Origin of the sequence: Aquimarina callyspongiae (assembly GCF_034322225.1) — a bacterium.
Classification (GTDB): Bacteria; Bacteroidota; Bacteroidia; order Flavobacteriales; family Flavobacteriaceae; genus Aquimarina.
In genome coordinates this window covers 1-17,287 of record NZ_JAXLPA010000011.1, presented here as the reverse complement: position 1 = coordinate 17,287, position 17,287 = coordinate 1, and the positions used below count along the sequence as shown (strand labels likewise).

General features: G+C 33.7%; 13 protein-coding genes. 8 read left to right on the top strand and 5 right to left on the bottom strand.

Annotated features, from left to right (window positions below; translation table 11 throughout):
- The first annotated feature begins 22 nt into the window (after positions 1-22).
- Entirely contained in the window at positions 23-718 is a 696-nt protein-coding gene (locus tag U0D62_RS25125) for an RluA family pseudouridine synthase (RefSeq protein ID WP_322290123.1), read from the top strand.
- On the opposite strand, the gene U0D62_RS25120 is transcribed toward U0D62_RS25125, so the two are convergent.
- The 4 genes from U0D62_RS25120 to U0D62_RS25105 form a co-directional block, all read right to left on the bottom strand.
- Positions 719-1,162, bottom strand: a complete 444-nt coding sequence (locus U0D62_RS25120) for a DinB family protein (RefSeq protein WP_322290122.1) — start codon at positions 1,160-1,162, stop codon at positions 719-721.
- 12 nt (positions 1,163-1,174) lie between these two features.
- Entirely contained in the window at positions 1,175-2,032 is an 858-nt protein-coding gene (locus tag U0D62_RS25115; RefSeq protein WP_322290121.1) for a DMT family transporter, read from the bottom strand.
- A gap of 6 nt (positions 2,033-2,038) precedes the next feature.
- Entirely contained in the window at positions 2,039-5,134 is a 3,096-nt protein-coding gene (locus U0D62_RS25110; protein ID WP_322290120.1) for a choice-of-anchor L domain-containing protein, read from the bottom strand.
- Between the two features lie 159 nt (positions 5,135-5,293).
- Positions 5,294-6,838, bottom strand: coding sequence for a hypothetical protein (locus U0D62_RS25105; RefSeq protein ID WP_322290119.1), 1,545 nt, complete (start codon positions 6,836-6,838; stop codon positions 5,294-5,296).
- Between the two features lie 204 nt (positions 6,839-7,042).
- Between U0D62_RS25105 and U0D62_RS25100 the strand changes: the two genes are divergently transcribed.
- From U0D62_RS25100 to leuB, 4 genes are all read left to right on the top strand, one after another.
- Positions 7,043-8,215 (top strand): 2-isopropylmalate synthase, encoded by a 1,173-nt coding sequence (locus U0D62_RS25100; protein ID WP_322290118.1) that lies wholly within the window; start codon positions 7,043-7,045, stop codon positions 8,213-8,215.
- 81 nt (positions 8,216-8,296) lie between these two features.
- Positions 8,297-9,676, top strand: a complete 1,380-nt coding sequence (leuC, locus tag U0D62_RS25095) for a 3-isopropylmalate dehydratase large subunit (protein ID WP_322290117.1) — start codon at positions 8,297-8,299, stop codon at positions 9,674-9,676.
- Positions 9,676-10,263 (top strand): 3-isopropylmalate dehydratase small subunit, encoded by a 588-nt coding sequence (gene leuD / locus U0D62_RS25090; RefSeq protein WP_322290116.1) that lies wholly within the window; start codon positions 9,676-9,678, stop codon positions 10,261-10,263. The genes leuC and leuD overlap by 1 nt, the downstream gene beginning before the upstream one ends.
- Positions 10,264-10,286: 23 nt before the next feature.
- The gene (gene leuB / locus U0D62_RS25085; protein ID WP_322290115.1) at positions 10,287-11,402 is read left to right on the top strand and encodes a 3-isopropylmalate dehydrogenase; all 1,116 of its coding nucleotides are present in this window, start codon (positions 10,287-10,289) and stop codon (positions 11,400-11,402) included.
- Between the two features lie 62 nt (positions 11,403-11,464).
- Here leuB and U0D62_RS25080 read toward each other — a convergent pair whose 3' ends face one another.
- Positions 11,465-12,265 (bottom strand): class I SAM-dependent methyltransferase, encoded by an 801-nt coding sequence (locus tag U0D62_RS25080; RefSeq protein ID WP_322290114.1) that lies wholly within the window; start codon positions 12,263-12,265, stop codon positions 11,465-11,467.
- 317 nt (positions 12,266-12,582) lie between these two features.
- Between U0D62_RS25080 and U0D62_RS25075 the strand changes: the two genes are divergently transcribed.
- The 3 genes from U0D62_RS25075 to U0D62_RS25065 form a co-directional block, all read left to right on the top strand.
- A complete protein-coding gene (locus tag U0D62_RS25075) occupies positions 12,583-13,815 on the top strand; it encodes a tail fiber protein (protein WP_322290113.1) in 1,233 nt (410 codons plus the stop codon).
- 20 nt (positions 13,816-13,835) lie between these two features.
- Positions 13,836-17,078 carry an RHS repeat domain-containing protein gene (locus tag U0D62_RS25070; RefSeq protein ID WP_322290112.1) on the top strand — a complete coding sequence of 1,081 codons (3,243 nt, stop codon included), beginning with the start codon at positions 13,836-13,838 and terminating at the stop codon, positions 17,076-17,078.
- 5 nt (positions 17,079-17,083) lie between these two features.
- On the top strand, positions 17,084-17,287 hold a 204-nt coding region (locus tag U0D62_RS25065), incomplete at its 3' end, for a hypothetical protein (RefSeq protein ID WP_322290111.1).

Sequence of the window (17,287 nt, the reverse complement as noted above, 5' to 3'; positions counted from 1 at the left end):
TTAGATAAACATAAGATCCAAAGTGTCTAAAATCATCTCTAATAAAAATAATCTGCAGGTTCTTTACGAAGACAATCATATTATTGTTATTAATAAACGTCCTGGAGATATCGTTCAAGGCGATAAAACTGGCGACAAACCACTAAGTGAAATCGTCAAAGAATATATAGCTGATAAATACAATAAGCCCGGAGCTGTTTATCTGGGAGTGGTACATCGATTAGACAGACCCACCAGTGGTATTGTTGTGTTTGCCAGAACTAGTAAGGCTTTACCTCGACTCAATAAGTTATTTGCCAATAAAGAGGCTCAAAAAACGTATTGGGCAGTAGTCAAAAATAAACCTCCAAAAGATAGCGACTTACTAACGCATTGGCTCAAACGTAATCCCAAACAAAATAAGTCTTATGCACACAAAAATGAAGTTCCTGACAGTAAAAAAGCAATTTTGGAATACACTACTATTAAAAAACTTGATAGCTATTATGCTTTGGAGGTAGACCTTCATACCGGTCGTCATCATCAGATACGATCTCAATTATCAAGTATTGGATGTTCTATAAAAGGAGATCTGAAATATGGTGCTAATCGTAGTAATAAAGACGGAAGTATTCATCTACATGCCAGAAAACTGACTTTTATTCATCCTGTTAAAAAAGAACCGTTAACAATCCTCGCTCCTCCTCCTACAGATCCAATCTGGGATGATTGTATTTGATTAGTTTTTAATCTGATTAAGGTGATGCTTCATATGTATTACATAATCTTCTATCAACCATTTTAAAGTCTTACTATTATTGTGATCAACATCAATCTTTAGATCTAACATATCACGATCAAGGTTACTAATTACAAAAAGAATTTGTTGATTTAATGAAATCCACAACTGTAGTAAAGATGATATTTCTTTATCTTGATATTTATTTGCTACCACTAGATCACTTTGAGCATATTTTCTAATCACATATGGTTTAGGCATAAATTGAACTTCTGTAAACCTTTGTAAATTGTTTATTGCCGAATCTATTAAATGCCCTAAAATTTCTTTTTTTGACCATTTGTTACTAGAAACTTTATATTCGATGCTCTCTTTATCCATTTCTAAAACTAACTTTTCAGTTTCTATCAATAAACCTCCTAATTGCTTTGTTATCTTTTCCATAATATAGATTCACTATCGATATGTTCTAATACTCTCTATAACGACAGAAGTTAAAATTAAAACTCCTCCAATAATTGTTGAAAGTACAGGAATTTCTCCTAAAAAAATAATTCCTATGATAATTCCATAAACCGGTTGCACACTACTCATAATACTGGCGGCTGTAGCAGAAAAACGCTTAAGACTAAACAAAAACAAAGTATGCCCGATAGCTGTGGTTAACAGAGCTAAAACCAACAACCAAGGCCATTGATCTTTTATTCCTGAACTATCCATTATAAATAGAAACGGTAAAAGCATAACACTAATTACTACTAGCTGATACCACATCAACATCGATCCATGATAATTGGTTACTTTAGTTTTCATAATCAAATTTCTCAAAGCATAGCATAATGCTGATATAACGCCAAACCCAACCGCTTTTGCATATGTATTTTCAAAACTAAAATCTGGAACCAAAAAATAAATTCCTAATAAAACCATGATCCCTAATACAAGGTGCATTTTTTGAAATTTAGTTTTTAGAATCAAGGGCTCTAAAAGAGATGTAATTACAGGATATGTAAAGAGAGAAATCATCCCGATCGCAACATTTGATAGTCGTAAAGCATAAAAATAAGTGATCCAATGCAATCCCATTAAGATCCCTCCAACCATAATGGTCACTCTATCTTTACTTTCTATATGTAATGAGATTTTCCTCCATTTACAAAAAAGAAACAATAAAACTCCTGCTAAAATCGCCCTAGACCCTATGGTCACTGGAACTGGCATATCTATATATCTTCCTAGAGCTCCTGAAGTACTGATCAATAACATTGCCAGATTCAGTTCCAGTACATTGCGCAAGTGTCTATTTTGAGACATTAAAATTTATCGTATTAAGGAAAAACTAGCTTTAAATTCTTTCATTATATTTTCTTCAGTATAAGAGACTACAAACCAATAGTCATTAGACGGTAATACTCGACCGTTATAAGTACCATCCCATCTTCCTGAAGTCCCCAAATCTTTAAGTAATTTACCATATCTATCAAAAATCTGAATTGATCCTATTGATACGTTATTACTTCCTGTAATTGTCCAATCATCATGAAAACCGTCTCCGTTAGGTGTAAAATATCTTGGATAATCTACAATGGGTTCTAATTCAAACTCTAACTCTCCGCACAATCTTAAATCCCTAACAAATACTGTATGCTCACCTCTGAAAACATTTGCAAAAATATTAGATTCCTGCCAACTTCCGTTATCTAATCTAAATTCATATTCCCCATTTCCAACTACAGTTACCTCAATAGTTGCATTATTAGAGAAAGCACCAGATAACAATTCTGCGGTTATACTTTCTGGAGGATATGATTCTATAACCGTTGTATTTCTAGATAACGTACAACCGGTTGTTATTCCGGTAACCAATACAGAGTATTCTCCTGGAATACTTGGTGAAAATGTAGCTCCTGTTTCTCCAGGAATCTCATTTCCTGCTGTAGTAGTTGGACCTACAAACCATTGAAAACTATATGTTGACGGATCTAATTGTGTATCTATAATATCAACTGGTAATAAGTTAATAGCAGTACCATCACCTCGTAAACAAATTATGTATTCATCTTCAAATTGAATTGGTTCAAATGGATTTACCTGTAATGTTATATGATTTCCTAATCCCAGACAAGCATTATTACTACCGTCTTCTACTCTCACATATAATTCTTGTAAAAAAGGAGAAGAAGTATTTCTATAATTAGCTATATCTGTAATTTCGTTTTGTTCTGCCAGCGCATCAGCTTCATTTTGATAATACCTAATCGTTAAATTCTGACCACCTGGGTATAATTGAGATATTTGATTCGTTGCATCACTAAAATTAAATGTAGCAATACCATCAGTTGGATCATCATCAATATTCTCTGATTCACATATGGTATAAGTAAGATTAAAATTACTAGGAATTTGAGTAGTAGACACCTGTAAATTAATTTGTGACGTTCTAAAGCATCCTTTATCAGATTCTATTCTAGAATATACTATACTATTAAGTGATGTAGGGTTAGGATACGTAGTGAAATTTGTTATTTGATCTGCCACATTACCATTTATCGCTTGTTGTGCTGTCAAATAATAAGTAAAAGTTTCATTTGCAGCGTTTGTAGAAATTAAAGTATTTGCTTCAGACAAATTAAATAATGAAAAACCATCAATATCATCATCACACTGTAATAAAGCAACTGTACTTGCTACCGTAGGAAGCGGATTGACTATAAGTTGAAAAGAAGTTGTTTCATAACATTGTCTATTAGTAACGTTTTCGATTCTTGCAAAGATTTGTTGAGGAGTACTGGTATTTGTATATAACGCGGGTAATTCTGTACCTGCCACTCCTGCATCGGCAATAGCTTGACTCTCATAAAATAAAACAGAAAAATCCGAAGCATTTTGAGTTCCCAATACTTCTGTCACTTTTGTAGATAAATCAAATTCTACAAATCCATTGGTATCATTACCATCATCATCATTATCACAAAGTTCAAAATCTGTTGGTGTATTTGCTACTGGATTTCCTATCACCTCTAGTGTAAAAGAAGCAACCTCAAAACACTTTTGATTAGTTTCTGCAATTCTTAACCATACTACTTGATTTGCAGAAGTATTCGTATAATTATCTGGTGTATCAATTCTATTATCCGTAGTTGCTCCTGTATAATCTTCTGCATCTTGTTGTGTTAAATGATACGTGACCTGAAATAATGTTGCATCCTGGGTTCCAAGAGCCAAACTAGTATTTGCTGTTAGATCAAAAGGACTAAATCCATCTCCATCAACATCGCAAGACACCAGGTTATTAGGAGAGTTGGCAATAACCGGAGCTATAATAAACTCAATATCTATAGAATCTGAAGCTGTACAACCACTTGAAATTGCTATTTCTACACTGTAAGTACCATCCTGAGTAACCTGTAATTGAGCTCCACCAGCTAGTACTGTTGTGCCATCCCCAGGTGATAAAGGTGCTCCATCTTTCATCCAGGTATATGTAGAGTTATTACCTAAGGTTGCATTTAAAATTATAGGATCTCCTGTACAACCAGGATTACCGGAGACTAAGGTTCTATCTTCTCCAAGATCTCCTCCAAGATTAAAACTACCTGCTGCCAAAAATACTGCAGAATCATAAGCTCCGTCTCCATTATCAGCAATTACCAGTTTTATGGTATATGTTTCTCCAGAGGTAACGGATCCAGATGCTGTAAGTACTTGAGTATACCCATTAAAATCTATAGGAGCAGCTGTTCCTGGTGGTATTGTTCTATTATAAAAAGCTTCGTTTTGTGGTGGACATTCGTTAGCATCATTAAAATCCCCATCCCCATTTGAATCAACACCAGCATTGATAGTTGTTACTCTAATCGGTACAGGAGGGTTTGTTCCTGGAACAACAGCTAGATTGGTTGAATTCCCCGCCGAATCCGTAAGAATAAAAGCAAATACATCTGAAAAAGTACAAGGAAATGTACCTACATATTCTTCTGAAGCAAAAAGAAAATCAAAACTTATAAAATCTACTGAAGGAACAAAATCAAATTGAATATAACTTGCATTAAATAGATTGGGAGTATTAGTAATACTCGATAGATCTGCATCTCCTATCCATCCAGAACCATCTCCTTCACTTAAAGGTGCCTGCCCATTAGGTCCAGCGGCACTTGTTGCATTACCAGAACTTAAAACTACTCCTCGATCTACTTCAAATCCCGATCCGTTCCCTTCAAAATATCCAATTCCGTTAAATCCTTGTGCTGTTCCTGTAAAAGATGAAATGTTACTTACCTGAGCACAGGGACTATCAATTAATACATTTTCTACCAGTTGATCAACTGTAAATGAAGAATCGTCTACAGTTATTTGTGCAAAACATGGTAATCCTAATACAATAAAAAAAAGCCTTAATAAAGTAGTTTTGTTCATTCTAATTATTTCCATTACTAATTATATCCCATATAATAAACAAGGTCTATCAGAAAAACCCTACTCAAAACTATAAAAAGAAATTACTATTACCACAATCATTTATTAAATATTCTGTGCATTTATCATAAAAAACAGTAATTGATAATTTTTAACAACCTATCTAATCAGTTTTTTTGACTTTTCTTTAATGATATCCGCTACCGGTCTTCCTTCTATATTACTTTCTAACCAAGAAAGGATGTCCAAGTATAAAAAAGCACGTTTCTCATAAGGATGATCTTCATACTCCTTTAATCTTTTATGAAGCTTTCTAAACTCATCCTTAATTTGATGAGGAAATATATCTCCCAGGTTTTTAAGAAACTTGATCATTTCTTTTTGCACTTCATGCAGATCATCCATTTTAATTAAAAATCGGTATGTTTCCTTTAATTGGCTTTCTAAATGATAATCCATCCCTGCTTCATAATGAGCCACCAAGCTTAACACTCTAGAAAAACACATCAAATCTTCTCTCATTTTTAAAGACTTGTTATTGATAATCTTTGCGAGATACTCAATACATTTTCTGTGATTTGCCATTCCAAAATATAAACAACCTATTTTGTAGTATAAAACCATTATATGATGATCATCAAGTCGGTTTTTAAATTCCGAAATACCTTTTAATATTTCTGTAACGAGATACTCTCCTTCCTCAAACGAGCCTTCTAAAAAATGTATGTTTAGTTTATTATTATAAATAAATTGAAATGAAAGTACATCTATATTATCATCCTTAGGAAAAGTATCAGACGATATCGTTTCCTCAAATCTATTTAATGTGGATTTTAACTGTGTTTTATCTTTTATCAAATAAAGAGATTCTAACAAATAATGATTTCCTCTTAAGAAAAAAACAGGGTTAAGAACCATCATTTTTGAATGTTCATAGAATAGATCCACCCACTTTTTTGAATACTTATAGCAGGATAAAAAATCCTGTACAATAAAACTATACCACAAATGTGCTTTATACAACCATAGTTTTTCTCTAAAACCCAACATATTCCATTCATATTTGGGTAATTTGCTATTAAAATAATTTGTAATTACGTTATGTTCTTTATCATTTCTAACATATCCGCTTTTTAGCATTAAACCATATAATTGTAGAGAAAGGTTAGATAATTTACTAGTAAGTACATTCTTTACGCTTAACATTTTTGCCTCAACCGTCAATTCATCTGCTCTATTATTGATACTTCGTGTAATGTATTGTGTTTCAATAATTTTTTCAAGCTCTACAATTTCATAAGCAATATTATGTTCTTCATTTTCTTTTGCTTGTGACTTTGCTTTGTCTAGAATTTTAAGACTTTGTTTATATAATCCTTTATGATATAATATTGAAGCAAAATCTAATTGCTCTCTTATCTGCGATCTAATGTTTTGATGCAACGGACTTAGTCTAAGACTAATAAGAATTTGCTTATATAAATGTGCTTTTAGGTTCGAAATCTGTTGCTTAGTAACAAAGCCTTTTTTAACAATAAGATCTTCATCTAAGGTATCACTCTTATCCAGGTGGTTAAAAAGTGCCAGAAATTTAGAATCTGAATTCACTCCTAACCGACCAACATACACCTTAAATTGTCGTTTTTCGGATTTAGAAAGCGACTTTACTAAAACAAACAAAGGATCTTTTTGATCATTAGTCATTGTAAGAAAATATATTGTAATTAATTGATTAAAAGAAGATTAAGTTTTTATTAAAACTTTTTAGCATTGTAAAACCAGTTGCTAAATACTTCTCTTTTGAATTCCCAAAATATAAATTCGTAAGAGATTTAAGAAACATCTTATAAGAATATTTTAAAAAGAGTTTTTTCAATAAGCACTAAATTCATAATTCACTGAATTCCTATGAGTAATAATAAGGTCCAAATATTTGACACTACATTAAGAGACGGAGAACAAGTCCCTGGATGTAAATTAAACACACAACAAAAATTAGTCATTGCGAAGCAATTAGATTTTCTTGGAGTAGATGTTATAGAAGCAGGGTTTCCTGTCTCTAGTCCGGGAGATTTTACTTCTGTAAATGAAATTGCTAAAATCGTTAAAAACGCTACAGTATGCGGTTTATCGAGAGCAGTAGAGAATGATATCAAGATCGCGGCAGAAGCGCTTAAACATGCAAAAAGGCCAAGAATCCATACCGGTATCGGTACTTCGGATTCTCATATAAAACATAAATTTAATTCTACTCGGGATAAAGTAATCGAACGCGGTATTGCAGCAGTGAAATATGCTAAGTCTTTTGTCGAAGATGTAGAATTTTATGCTGAAGATGCCGGTCGCACCGATAATGAATTTTTAGCGCGAGTTTGTGAAGCTATGATCAAAGCCGGGGCGACCGTTCTTAATATACCTGATACTACAGGATATTGCCTTCCAGAAGAGTATGGCGCAAAAATCAAATACCTTAAAGAAAATGTAAAAGGAATTGATAATGTGACCATTTCGTGTCATTGTCACAATGACCTGGGATTAGCAACTGCTAATTCTATTGCTGGAGCAATCAATGGTGCGAGACAAATAGAATGTACTATTAATGGAATCGGAGAACGTGCTGGTAATACTTCTCTAGAAGAAGTAGTTATGATCATGAAACAACATCCTTATCTAAATCTTAATACAGAGATTAATTCTAAGTTGCTGTATGAAACCAGTCAAATGGTATCAGATCACATGGGAATGATGGTACAGCCTAATAAAGCAATTGTAGGAGCTAATGCTTTTGCTCATAGTTCAGGAATTCATCAGGATGGGGTTATCAAAAACCGAGAAACTTATGAGATTATAGATCCAGCAGAAGTAGGTGTTACCGAATCTGCAATTGTACTAACCGCTAGAAGTGGTCGAGCTGCCCTTGCGTATAGAGCAAAAAAAGTTGGTTATGAATTAACTAAGCTTCAACTTGACGATGTGTATAAAGAATTTTTAAGTTATGCAGATCGTAAAAAAGAAGTGATCGATGAAGATATACATCAGATCATGAAAAGCACAAATGTAGTTGGTGCTGCAGTAGTTTAAACAAAATGATAATTATCCTGCAAGTTTTACCACGAAAGCGTTTTTCGGTTTCTTAATCCTTGCAGGTATTTTTAATAAAATATGAAGACATTATTTGACAAAGTTTGGGATGCACATGTCGTCAAAGAAATAGAAAACGGGCCTCAAATCTTATATATAGACAAACATTTAATCCACGAAGTTACTAGTCCACAAGCATTTGGTGAATTAGAGCAACGTGAAATCCCTGTTTTTAGACCTGATCAGATCGTGGCAACTGCTGATCATAACACCCCTACTATTGATCAGCATCTACCCGTAAAAGATGTTTTATCTCGTAACCAGCTAGCACAGCTAACAGAAAACTGTAATAAAAATAACATTACGTTATATGGTCTTGGCCATAAATACAACGGTATTGTACATGTAATGGCTCCTGAACTAGGAATTACGCAACCAGGTATGACCATGGTTTGCGGTGATAGCCATACCTCTACTCACGGAGCGTTTGGTAGTATTGCTTTTGGTATTGGAACCAGTCAGGTTGCTCAGGTATTTGCTAGTCAGTGTTTGCTACTTCAAAAACCTAAAAGCCTTCGTGTAAATGTAAACGGACAATTAAAACCTGGGGTACTTCCAAAAGATGTAATATTATATGTTATTGCCAAATTAGGCACCAATGCTGGTACAGGATATTTCTGTGAATATGCGGGTAATGTATTTGAAGAAATGTCGATGGAAGGACGTATGACCGTTTGTAATATGAGTATTGAAATGGGAGCTCGTGGAGGAATGATTGCTCCAGACGAGACAACATTTGAATATGTAAAAGAACGCGAATTTGCTCCTAAAGGAGATGAATTTGACAAAAAAGTAGCGTATTGGAAAACATTACCTACAGATGAAGGTGCTGTTTTTGATAAAGAATACCACTTTGATGCTCAAGATATAGAGCCAATGATCACTTATGGTACTAACCCAGGAATGGGAATCAAAATAACCGAAAACATACCATCAGAAGATAATGCCTCATTCGAAAAATCATTAGCTTATATGAATTTCGAAAAAGGACAATCATTGGTTAATCAAAAAATCAACTATGTCTTTATCGGAAGCTGTACCAACAGTAGGATTGAAGATTTTAGAGTTGCCGCAACTTATGTTAAAGGAAAGAAAAAAGCTGAGAATGTAACAGCTTGGTTTGTACCTGGATCACAGCAAGTAGCACAGCAAATTGTTGCAGAAGGACTTAAAGATGTTTTTGAAGAAGCTGGATTCATGCTTCGACAACCAGGATGTTCTGCTTGTTTGGCTATGAACGATGATAAAATCCCTGAAGGAGAATATTGTGTCTCTACCTCCAATCGTAATTTTGAAGGACGTCAGGGACAAGGATCGAGAACTATATTAGCAAGTCCTCTTGTAGCTGCAGCAACAGCGATAGAAGGAAAAATTATTGACATTACTAAACAATTAAACTAATGGATAAGTTTACCAAACTCACATCCACCGCAATACCATTATCTATAGAAAATGTAGATACTGATCAAATTATTCCTGCTCGTTTCTTAAAAGCAACAAGTAGAGAAGGTTTTGGAGAAAACCTATTTAGAGATTGGCGTTTTCATAAGGACGGAAACGCAAATGAGGATTTTGTATTAAACGAACCTAAATATCAAGGCAGTATCTTGGTAGCAGGAGATAACTTTGGATGTGGTTCCAGTAGAGAACATGCCGCTTGGGCAATCCATGATTATGGTTTCAAGGTAGTTGTTTCAAGTTTCTTTGCAGATATTTTTAAAGGAAACGCTTTAAATAACGGTGTATTGCCAATACAGGTATCTCCAGAATATTTACAAGAATTGTTTACAGAAATTGAAAAAGATCCAAATACTCAAATAGAAGTTGATCTTGAGAAACAAAAAATAACTCTTTTGGCTAACCAATCAACATCAAATTTTGAAATCAATCCCTATAAAAAAACCTGTTTGATTAATGGATATGATGATATTGATTTTTTAATCAGTAACAAAGCCGAAATTGAAGCATTTGAACAAGAAAGAATATAACACTAAATAGACAATATACATCTATGAAACTAGATATCGCCGTATTATCAGGTGACGGAATCGGACCTGAAGTGACCGCTCAAGCTATTAAAGCTTTAGAAGCTATAGCACATAGTTTTGATCATACTTTTGTTTTTAAAGATGCTTTGGTTGGTGCCATTGCCATCGATAAAACAGGAAACCCTCTACCAGATGAAACCTTAGAACTCTGTGTAAATACAGATGCTGTTTTGTTTGGAGCAATAGGTGATCCTAAATATGATAACAACCCAGATGCTCCGGTTCGTCCAGAACAAGGGTTATTAAAATTACGTAAAGAGCTTGGCCTTTATGCAAATATTCGACCTGTAAAAGCCTATACTACCCTAGTTGATAAATCTCCTCTTAAACGAGAAATTATCGAAGGAACTGATATTTCGATATACAGAGAACTTACTGGTGGTATTTACTTTGGAAAAAAGGAATTAAGTAAAGATGGAACGGTAGCATCAGATTTATGTGAGTATTCACAAAAAGAGATTGAACGTATCGCTCATCTTGCATTCAAAGCGGCTCAAAAACGTAAGAACAAGGTAACTTTAGTTGACAAAGCAAATGTTCTGGAATCATCTAGATTATGGCGTAGAGTTGTGTCTGAAATAGCTAAAGAATATACTGATGTAACATTAGACTACTTATTTGTAGATAATGCTGCTATGCAGATGATTTTAAACCCAAGCCAATTTGATGTCATCCTGACTGAAAATATGTTCGGAGATATTATTTCTGATGAAGCTAGTGTTATTGGTGGTTCAATAGGGCTTCTTGCATCTGCATCTATAGGAGATACTTGTTGTATGTTTGAACCTATTCACGGATCGTATCCTCAAGCAACCGGTAAAGGAATTGCTAACCCTATAGCCGCAATATTATCGGCAGCTATGCTATTAGAGCATTTTAATCTTGTAGGAGAAGCTAGTGCAATTAGAGATGCTGTAGAAAAAGCTCTGGAACTGGATTTAACCACTTCTGATCTCAATCCGGTTAATCCATTAACTACAGAAAAAGTAGGTGATTTTATCTACGATTATATTCTTAATCCAGAAGATTCAAACATCAATTTTGAAAATATACACGTGGGACAATCCACAATAATTTAGTTTAAACTGTTTTGTTTTAGCAAAAAGCAACCGAGGAATCTATTCTTTCTTTGGTTGCTTTTTTATTGGATTTTCTTAACAATCCATTGATCCTGAGGAATCCAATCGTTTTGAGGTTCATCAACAATATGATCAAGAATCTGTACATCTTTAAAAAATATTTCCATAAATTTTTTAGGTTGAAAAGCTGAAAAAGTGCGATGTCCTTCTTTTACTTTTCCTCTTACTACTAACTTTCCGTTTTCATAACGTTGTTTTTCGCTTGCAGATAATTTTATTTTAAAACCATCTCCTTGTGCAGTAACTAATAAAATACCTCCTGGCTTTAACACTCTTAACAACTCATTCAGCCAACTATAATGCATTTCTTCAGATAAATGTGTAAAAATTGATATTCCATAAATAACATCAAAAAAATCATTAATATACGGTAGTTTTGGATTCAATGAATTATGATTAAACTCAATGTCTTTTAAATTACTGGAACACCAATCTATTGATTCTCTATTGTAATCAGTTCCATAAAATTCGCAATTGTTAAGTAGTTTAGGAAAATGCCTTATTATTCTACCAGGTCCACACCCCCAATCTAATATCTTTTTTTGATCAAAATCAATATATTTTGAAAAAACAGAAATTAACTCATTAGCGTTTTTTTCGCCACTTTCATAATACGCGCGATAATCCATATGAAAAGATTCATAGATCAAATACGCTGGAGGAATTATTACATCAGGGTGTTCTTTTAAAAACAAGCTGTTCTTTTTTGATTGTTTAACAGATAACACATAATATCTGATCTTATCAACAATAAAAATCAAACCTATATTTCTCAACATATTAGAAGCCCAAACTTTGATCATCTATAATAGAATTTTACATATTTAATTATCGTATAAAACTAAGTATAAATTCAAATATGATAATAATATATTTTCAAAATATAGATTTAATATTTATTCCTATTTCTTTTTGCTTTTTTACAAAAAAACTAACCCTTCCCTTAAATACATCTATACCATTTATTTCATTAATGATTTTTATAAAAAATCAAATTTCTATGGTAACAAATGTTTTTCTCATGACACATACCTATGTAAACTATACCCGAATACATCTATAAAGGTATAATCGGTAAACAAATTATTTGTCATTTACTATTATTTCAAACTCTTAAATTATGAAAAAATCATTGTTATTCTTAGGTCTAATCATATCAAGCGTAAGTATTTTTGCGCAAACTACTACTAATGCCTTTCCTCCTTCTGGTAATGTTGGTATAGGAACCATAAATCCTGAAGAAAAACTTCACATATTAGGTAGTATTCGTGGTAATGCATCTGGAGGAGCATTAAGAATAAATACTACAAGTGGATATTTAGATGTAGGTTCGCAAAATTCTGGGTGGGCTCATATTTATACAGATCGACCTAAAATAATTTTTAATAAGGATGTATACACTACAAGTAATGCCTTTTCATCTTATAATAGTGATTTAATTTTAAAAACAAAGGGAACAGAACGATTTAGAATAAATGATGTTACCGGAAATGTTGGTATAGGAACCACTAATCCAGCTGAAAAACTTCACGTAAATGGTAATATTCTTAGTAATGGAGTAAATATTAATTCAATTGGAACAAATAATTGGAAACCACTAACCATTGGAAGAAAGACAGCTACAAACAAATATAATTTTGAATTTATCGTCGATCCTAATAATGCTAATGGTTATTTAGCAATGGGACTTATAGATGATAATGATATTATCCGTTATAACCTTTGGACAAAACCAGATCAAACGGTAATGAAATTAAGTGATCAGAATAATTTTGAATTTTTTGGTATTCAAAACAACTTAGTAAATAATCAAAAGTCCACTTTTATTCATCTACCTAATCCTGATTCAAGAATTGTCATTGGACAATATGGTGGTTATAAATATGATGAAGGACATAAATTAGTGGTAAAAGACGGAAGTGCTCTGATTGAAGGTAATGTATTCGCAACCGGAAATGTAGGCATCGGCACCACAACTCCTGACTCTAAACTCACCGTAAAAGGAAAAATTCATGCAGAAGAGATAAAAATAGATTTGAGCGTTCCTGTTCCCGATTATGTATTTCTAAAGGATTATGATTTAAAATCTATTGGTGATGTTGAAGCGTATATACAACAAGAAGGGCATTTGCCTAATATTCCTTCTGCCAAAGAAATGGAAGCTAATGGAGTGGAATTAGGGATCATGAATATGAAACTCCTTGAAAAGATCGAAGAACTTACCTTATATACCATTGCTCAAGAAAAGCAATTGGAACAACAGAATGCCATCAATCAAAAACTACAAACTCAAAACCAGGAATTAGCAGACAGATTAGCAAAAATCGAAGCTTTGTTGGTTGCTAAACAATAATCTCTGAAAAATTATCTGATATGATACGAAAAACACTTCAAATAATAACGATGACCTTTTGTTCTTTTGCTTTTGCACAAGAACCTGAGTTGCCCAATGTCATACCTCCTTCTCCAGAGGCTTCCAGTATAACCAAGTATGTCGATATGAAAATTAACGAATACCAAGGTATGATCCAACATCAAATCCCTATTTATCAAATTACTGATGGAAGTATTCAATTGCCTATAAGTTTAAGCTATCAATCTGGAGGGTTTAAAGTTTCTGAATCTTCAAGTTCCATAGGTTTAGGTTGGTCTTTAAGTGCTGGAGGGGTGATATCAAGAAACACTCAAGGTTTACCAGATGATGCTGACTCTTCTAGCGCCACAAAAGGGTTCTTACAACTTAGTAATGAAGTAACTTATAATTATTTATTGCAAGGAAATCAGGATGCAGTACGATATGATTATCTGCAAAATATTGGTAACGGTTGTTACGATTCTCAACCTGATATCTTTAATTTCAATTTTAATGGATATTCCGGGAAATTTCATTTTGATTGGAATGGAAATATTATAGTTTCTTCTGAGAATCCTATAACCATAACACCTATTCAACCAGGTGGTAACTTATCCCGGATTACAGGATGGACCGTCAAAACTCCTGATGGTTTTACTTATACCTTTACAAGTGCTGAAACCACAACAAATATTAGTACTACCGGAGCTAGTTTTTGTTACAGCCCTACCCAGAGCTTTTTATCCTCCTGGTATCTTACTGAAATCAGCGACGGGTTGGGTCAAAGAAAATTAACTTTTGAATACGACACCTACCATATCAATGATCATTATATTTTTAGAAGTGAATCCCGACAACATCAGATAGGAGGAGCTTCTCAGTGTGGGGGAAGCATTGCAGGTTCTTTGAGTAATTCTACTTCAAATGTTTCTATCACAGGAAAAGCTTTACGAAGAATAACCTCTAACACCTCTCTCGTAGAAGTTTTGTTCGTTCCAGGAAGTACAGCTGTTATGAATACAAGTACTGATTTTTATGCAATCTCCGAAATTCAAATACGAAATAAAACAGAAAATAACTTAATTAAAAAATATGTATTAAATCATTCACAGAGTACAGGAAGACTAACATTAGCTTCTGTTCAGGAATATGGGGCATCGAATCAAACCCTACCTCCATATGAATTCTTTTATCACGGAAGTCTTCCTACCAGAACTTCCATAAAAAAAGACCATTGGGGTTATACCAATAACAATACATCTACTAGTCTATTACCTCCATACATTATTCCTGTTGGGGAAAAACTATTTAGTTTTGGATTAGCAGATAGATCCCCTGATTTTACCGGATCAAGAAACGGTATCTTGTATAAAATTAAATACCCAACAGGAGGATATGATCAATATACATTTGAGCAAAATACTTTTGGTTATGTTGCAGGAGTTGCCATCGATGAATTTGAAACCACTTCTATTGAAAAAAATGTTCAGGCACAAGGTAATTCTGCTTTTAGTTGTACTTCAATTGTTACCAATACCGATACGGATACCTTTACAGTAACAGCAAACCCTTCAAACCCTAATGATAAAGTAGCAGTTAGAGTAAGAGGAACTGCACAAAAACACACTGGAGATTATTTTTCAGGAGGAAAAACACCTAAAGCCACGGTAAAAAATAGTCAAGGAAACATTATTGTAAGTATAAGTCTTACCAATGCTGATGTACATAAATATTTTTACCTGGATCCTGGCACATATACGATACAAGCAGAAGCTACCTGGAGGAATTGTGAAAACACTTCTTTTGATAAAGCTTCACTTACCGTATACTATGACACATATACAAATACCCGATTGTATGAAAAACCAATAGGAGGTGTTAGGGTTAAATCTATTGATAAATACGACCATACTGGTACAATATTACTTTCGCAACAATACAGCTATACAGATGATCAAGGGTATTCTTCTGGTTTTACACATAAACTCCCTAACTATGTTTTTGACAAAGAATCATTACAATGGATCCCTTCAGGAAGTGGTGGGTATAATATTACTTGCCAATCTTTACTTGCCTTAGATTCTGATAGATCAGGCCTGGGAATGACCACTGGTGGACATCTGGGATATAAGAAAGTTACTATTACCCAACAAGGGGGTGACAATGGAAGTACTGAATTAAACTTCACAGGATCAGCTAATATTATAAATGAAACAGTTCCTTTTCCTCCTCCTATCGACAGAAGTGCTGGAAATGGTAAACTTCTTACTTCTAAGGTTAAAAATAAAGACGGAAATACGCTTCAGGAAAATACTATGACCTATCAAAACAAGGAAGTATACACTAATGCTATTAAAGTACAATTTAAAGGAGGAATAATTGTAAGTATGGGAGAAAGTCATTTCTATTTTGGTCCATACCGAGTCCTGATGGCGCACAATAAAGTTAGTGCTGAAGAAAATACTTCTTTCTTACATGGAAATGCTCTGAATACCAAAACAGAATACACGTATGATAGTTCATTACAAAGAGTAAAAGAACAAAAAGTATATCATAGTGAAGGAACGAACCGGGAAGTTTTTTATTACCCCGAAGAACATACCCAATTACCAGGTGTAAGTTCTACTGAAGCATCTTCATATCAAAACCTTGTAAGTGATTTTAGAATATCTCAACCTATTCAAGCAGATATATATAGACAGAATACCGGGGAACCGGAAACATTGTTGTCTACCCAACGTACTGTTTTTAGTTCAGCTTCTAATATAACTTCGGGGTATACATTACCTGTAACCATTAAAACGGCAAAAGCAGAAGGTTCATTAGAAAACCGTATTCAATACCATCGTTATGATGATTTGGGTAATCCCGTAGAAGTCTCCAAAACTAATAGTAGTCATATGATATATATCTGGGGATATCAGGATCAGTTTCCGATTGCTAAGGTTGAGAATGCGACCTATGCTGATGTAGCTGCTTATGTAACGAACTTAAAACAAAAATCCAATGCAGATATTGATAGAACGATTGGTAATACTGGTACTGAAGGAGCTTTGCGTTTAGATCTACAAGCCTTTAGAGGTGCATTACCGAATGCAATGGTAACAACCTATACCTATGATCCACTGATTGGAGTAACTAGTATCACCGATCCTAGAGGCTATACGATCTACTATCAGTATGATCAGTTCAACCGATTGCAATATGTAAAAGATGCTGATGGTAATCTGGTTAGTGAAAATCAATATAACTACAAAAACTAATGAAGATGATACAGAACATTCTAAAATATATCAGCGTTGCATTACTTTTTGTAAGTATGGCAATGCAGGCACAAACACAGTCTACCATCACACTTTCTACCGCTACTTCTGGTAATTATACCGCTACAGAAAGTATTATACTGGCACCAGGGTTTCAATCCACGAGTTTCTCTGCTTCTATTATAGCAGAGCCTTATTTTGATCCTACG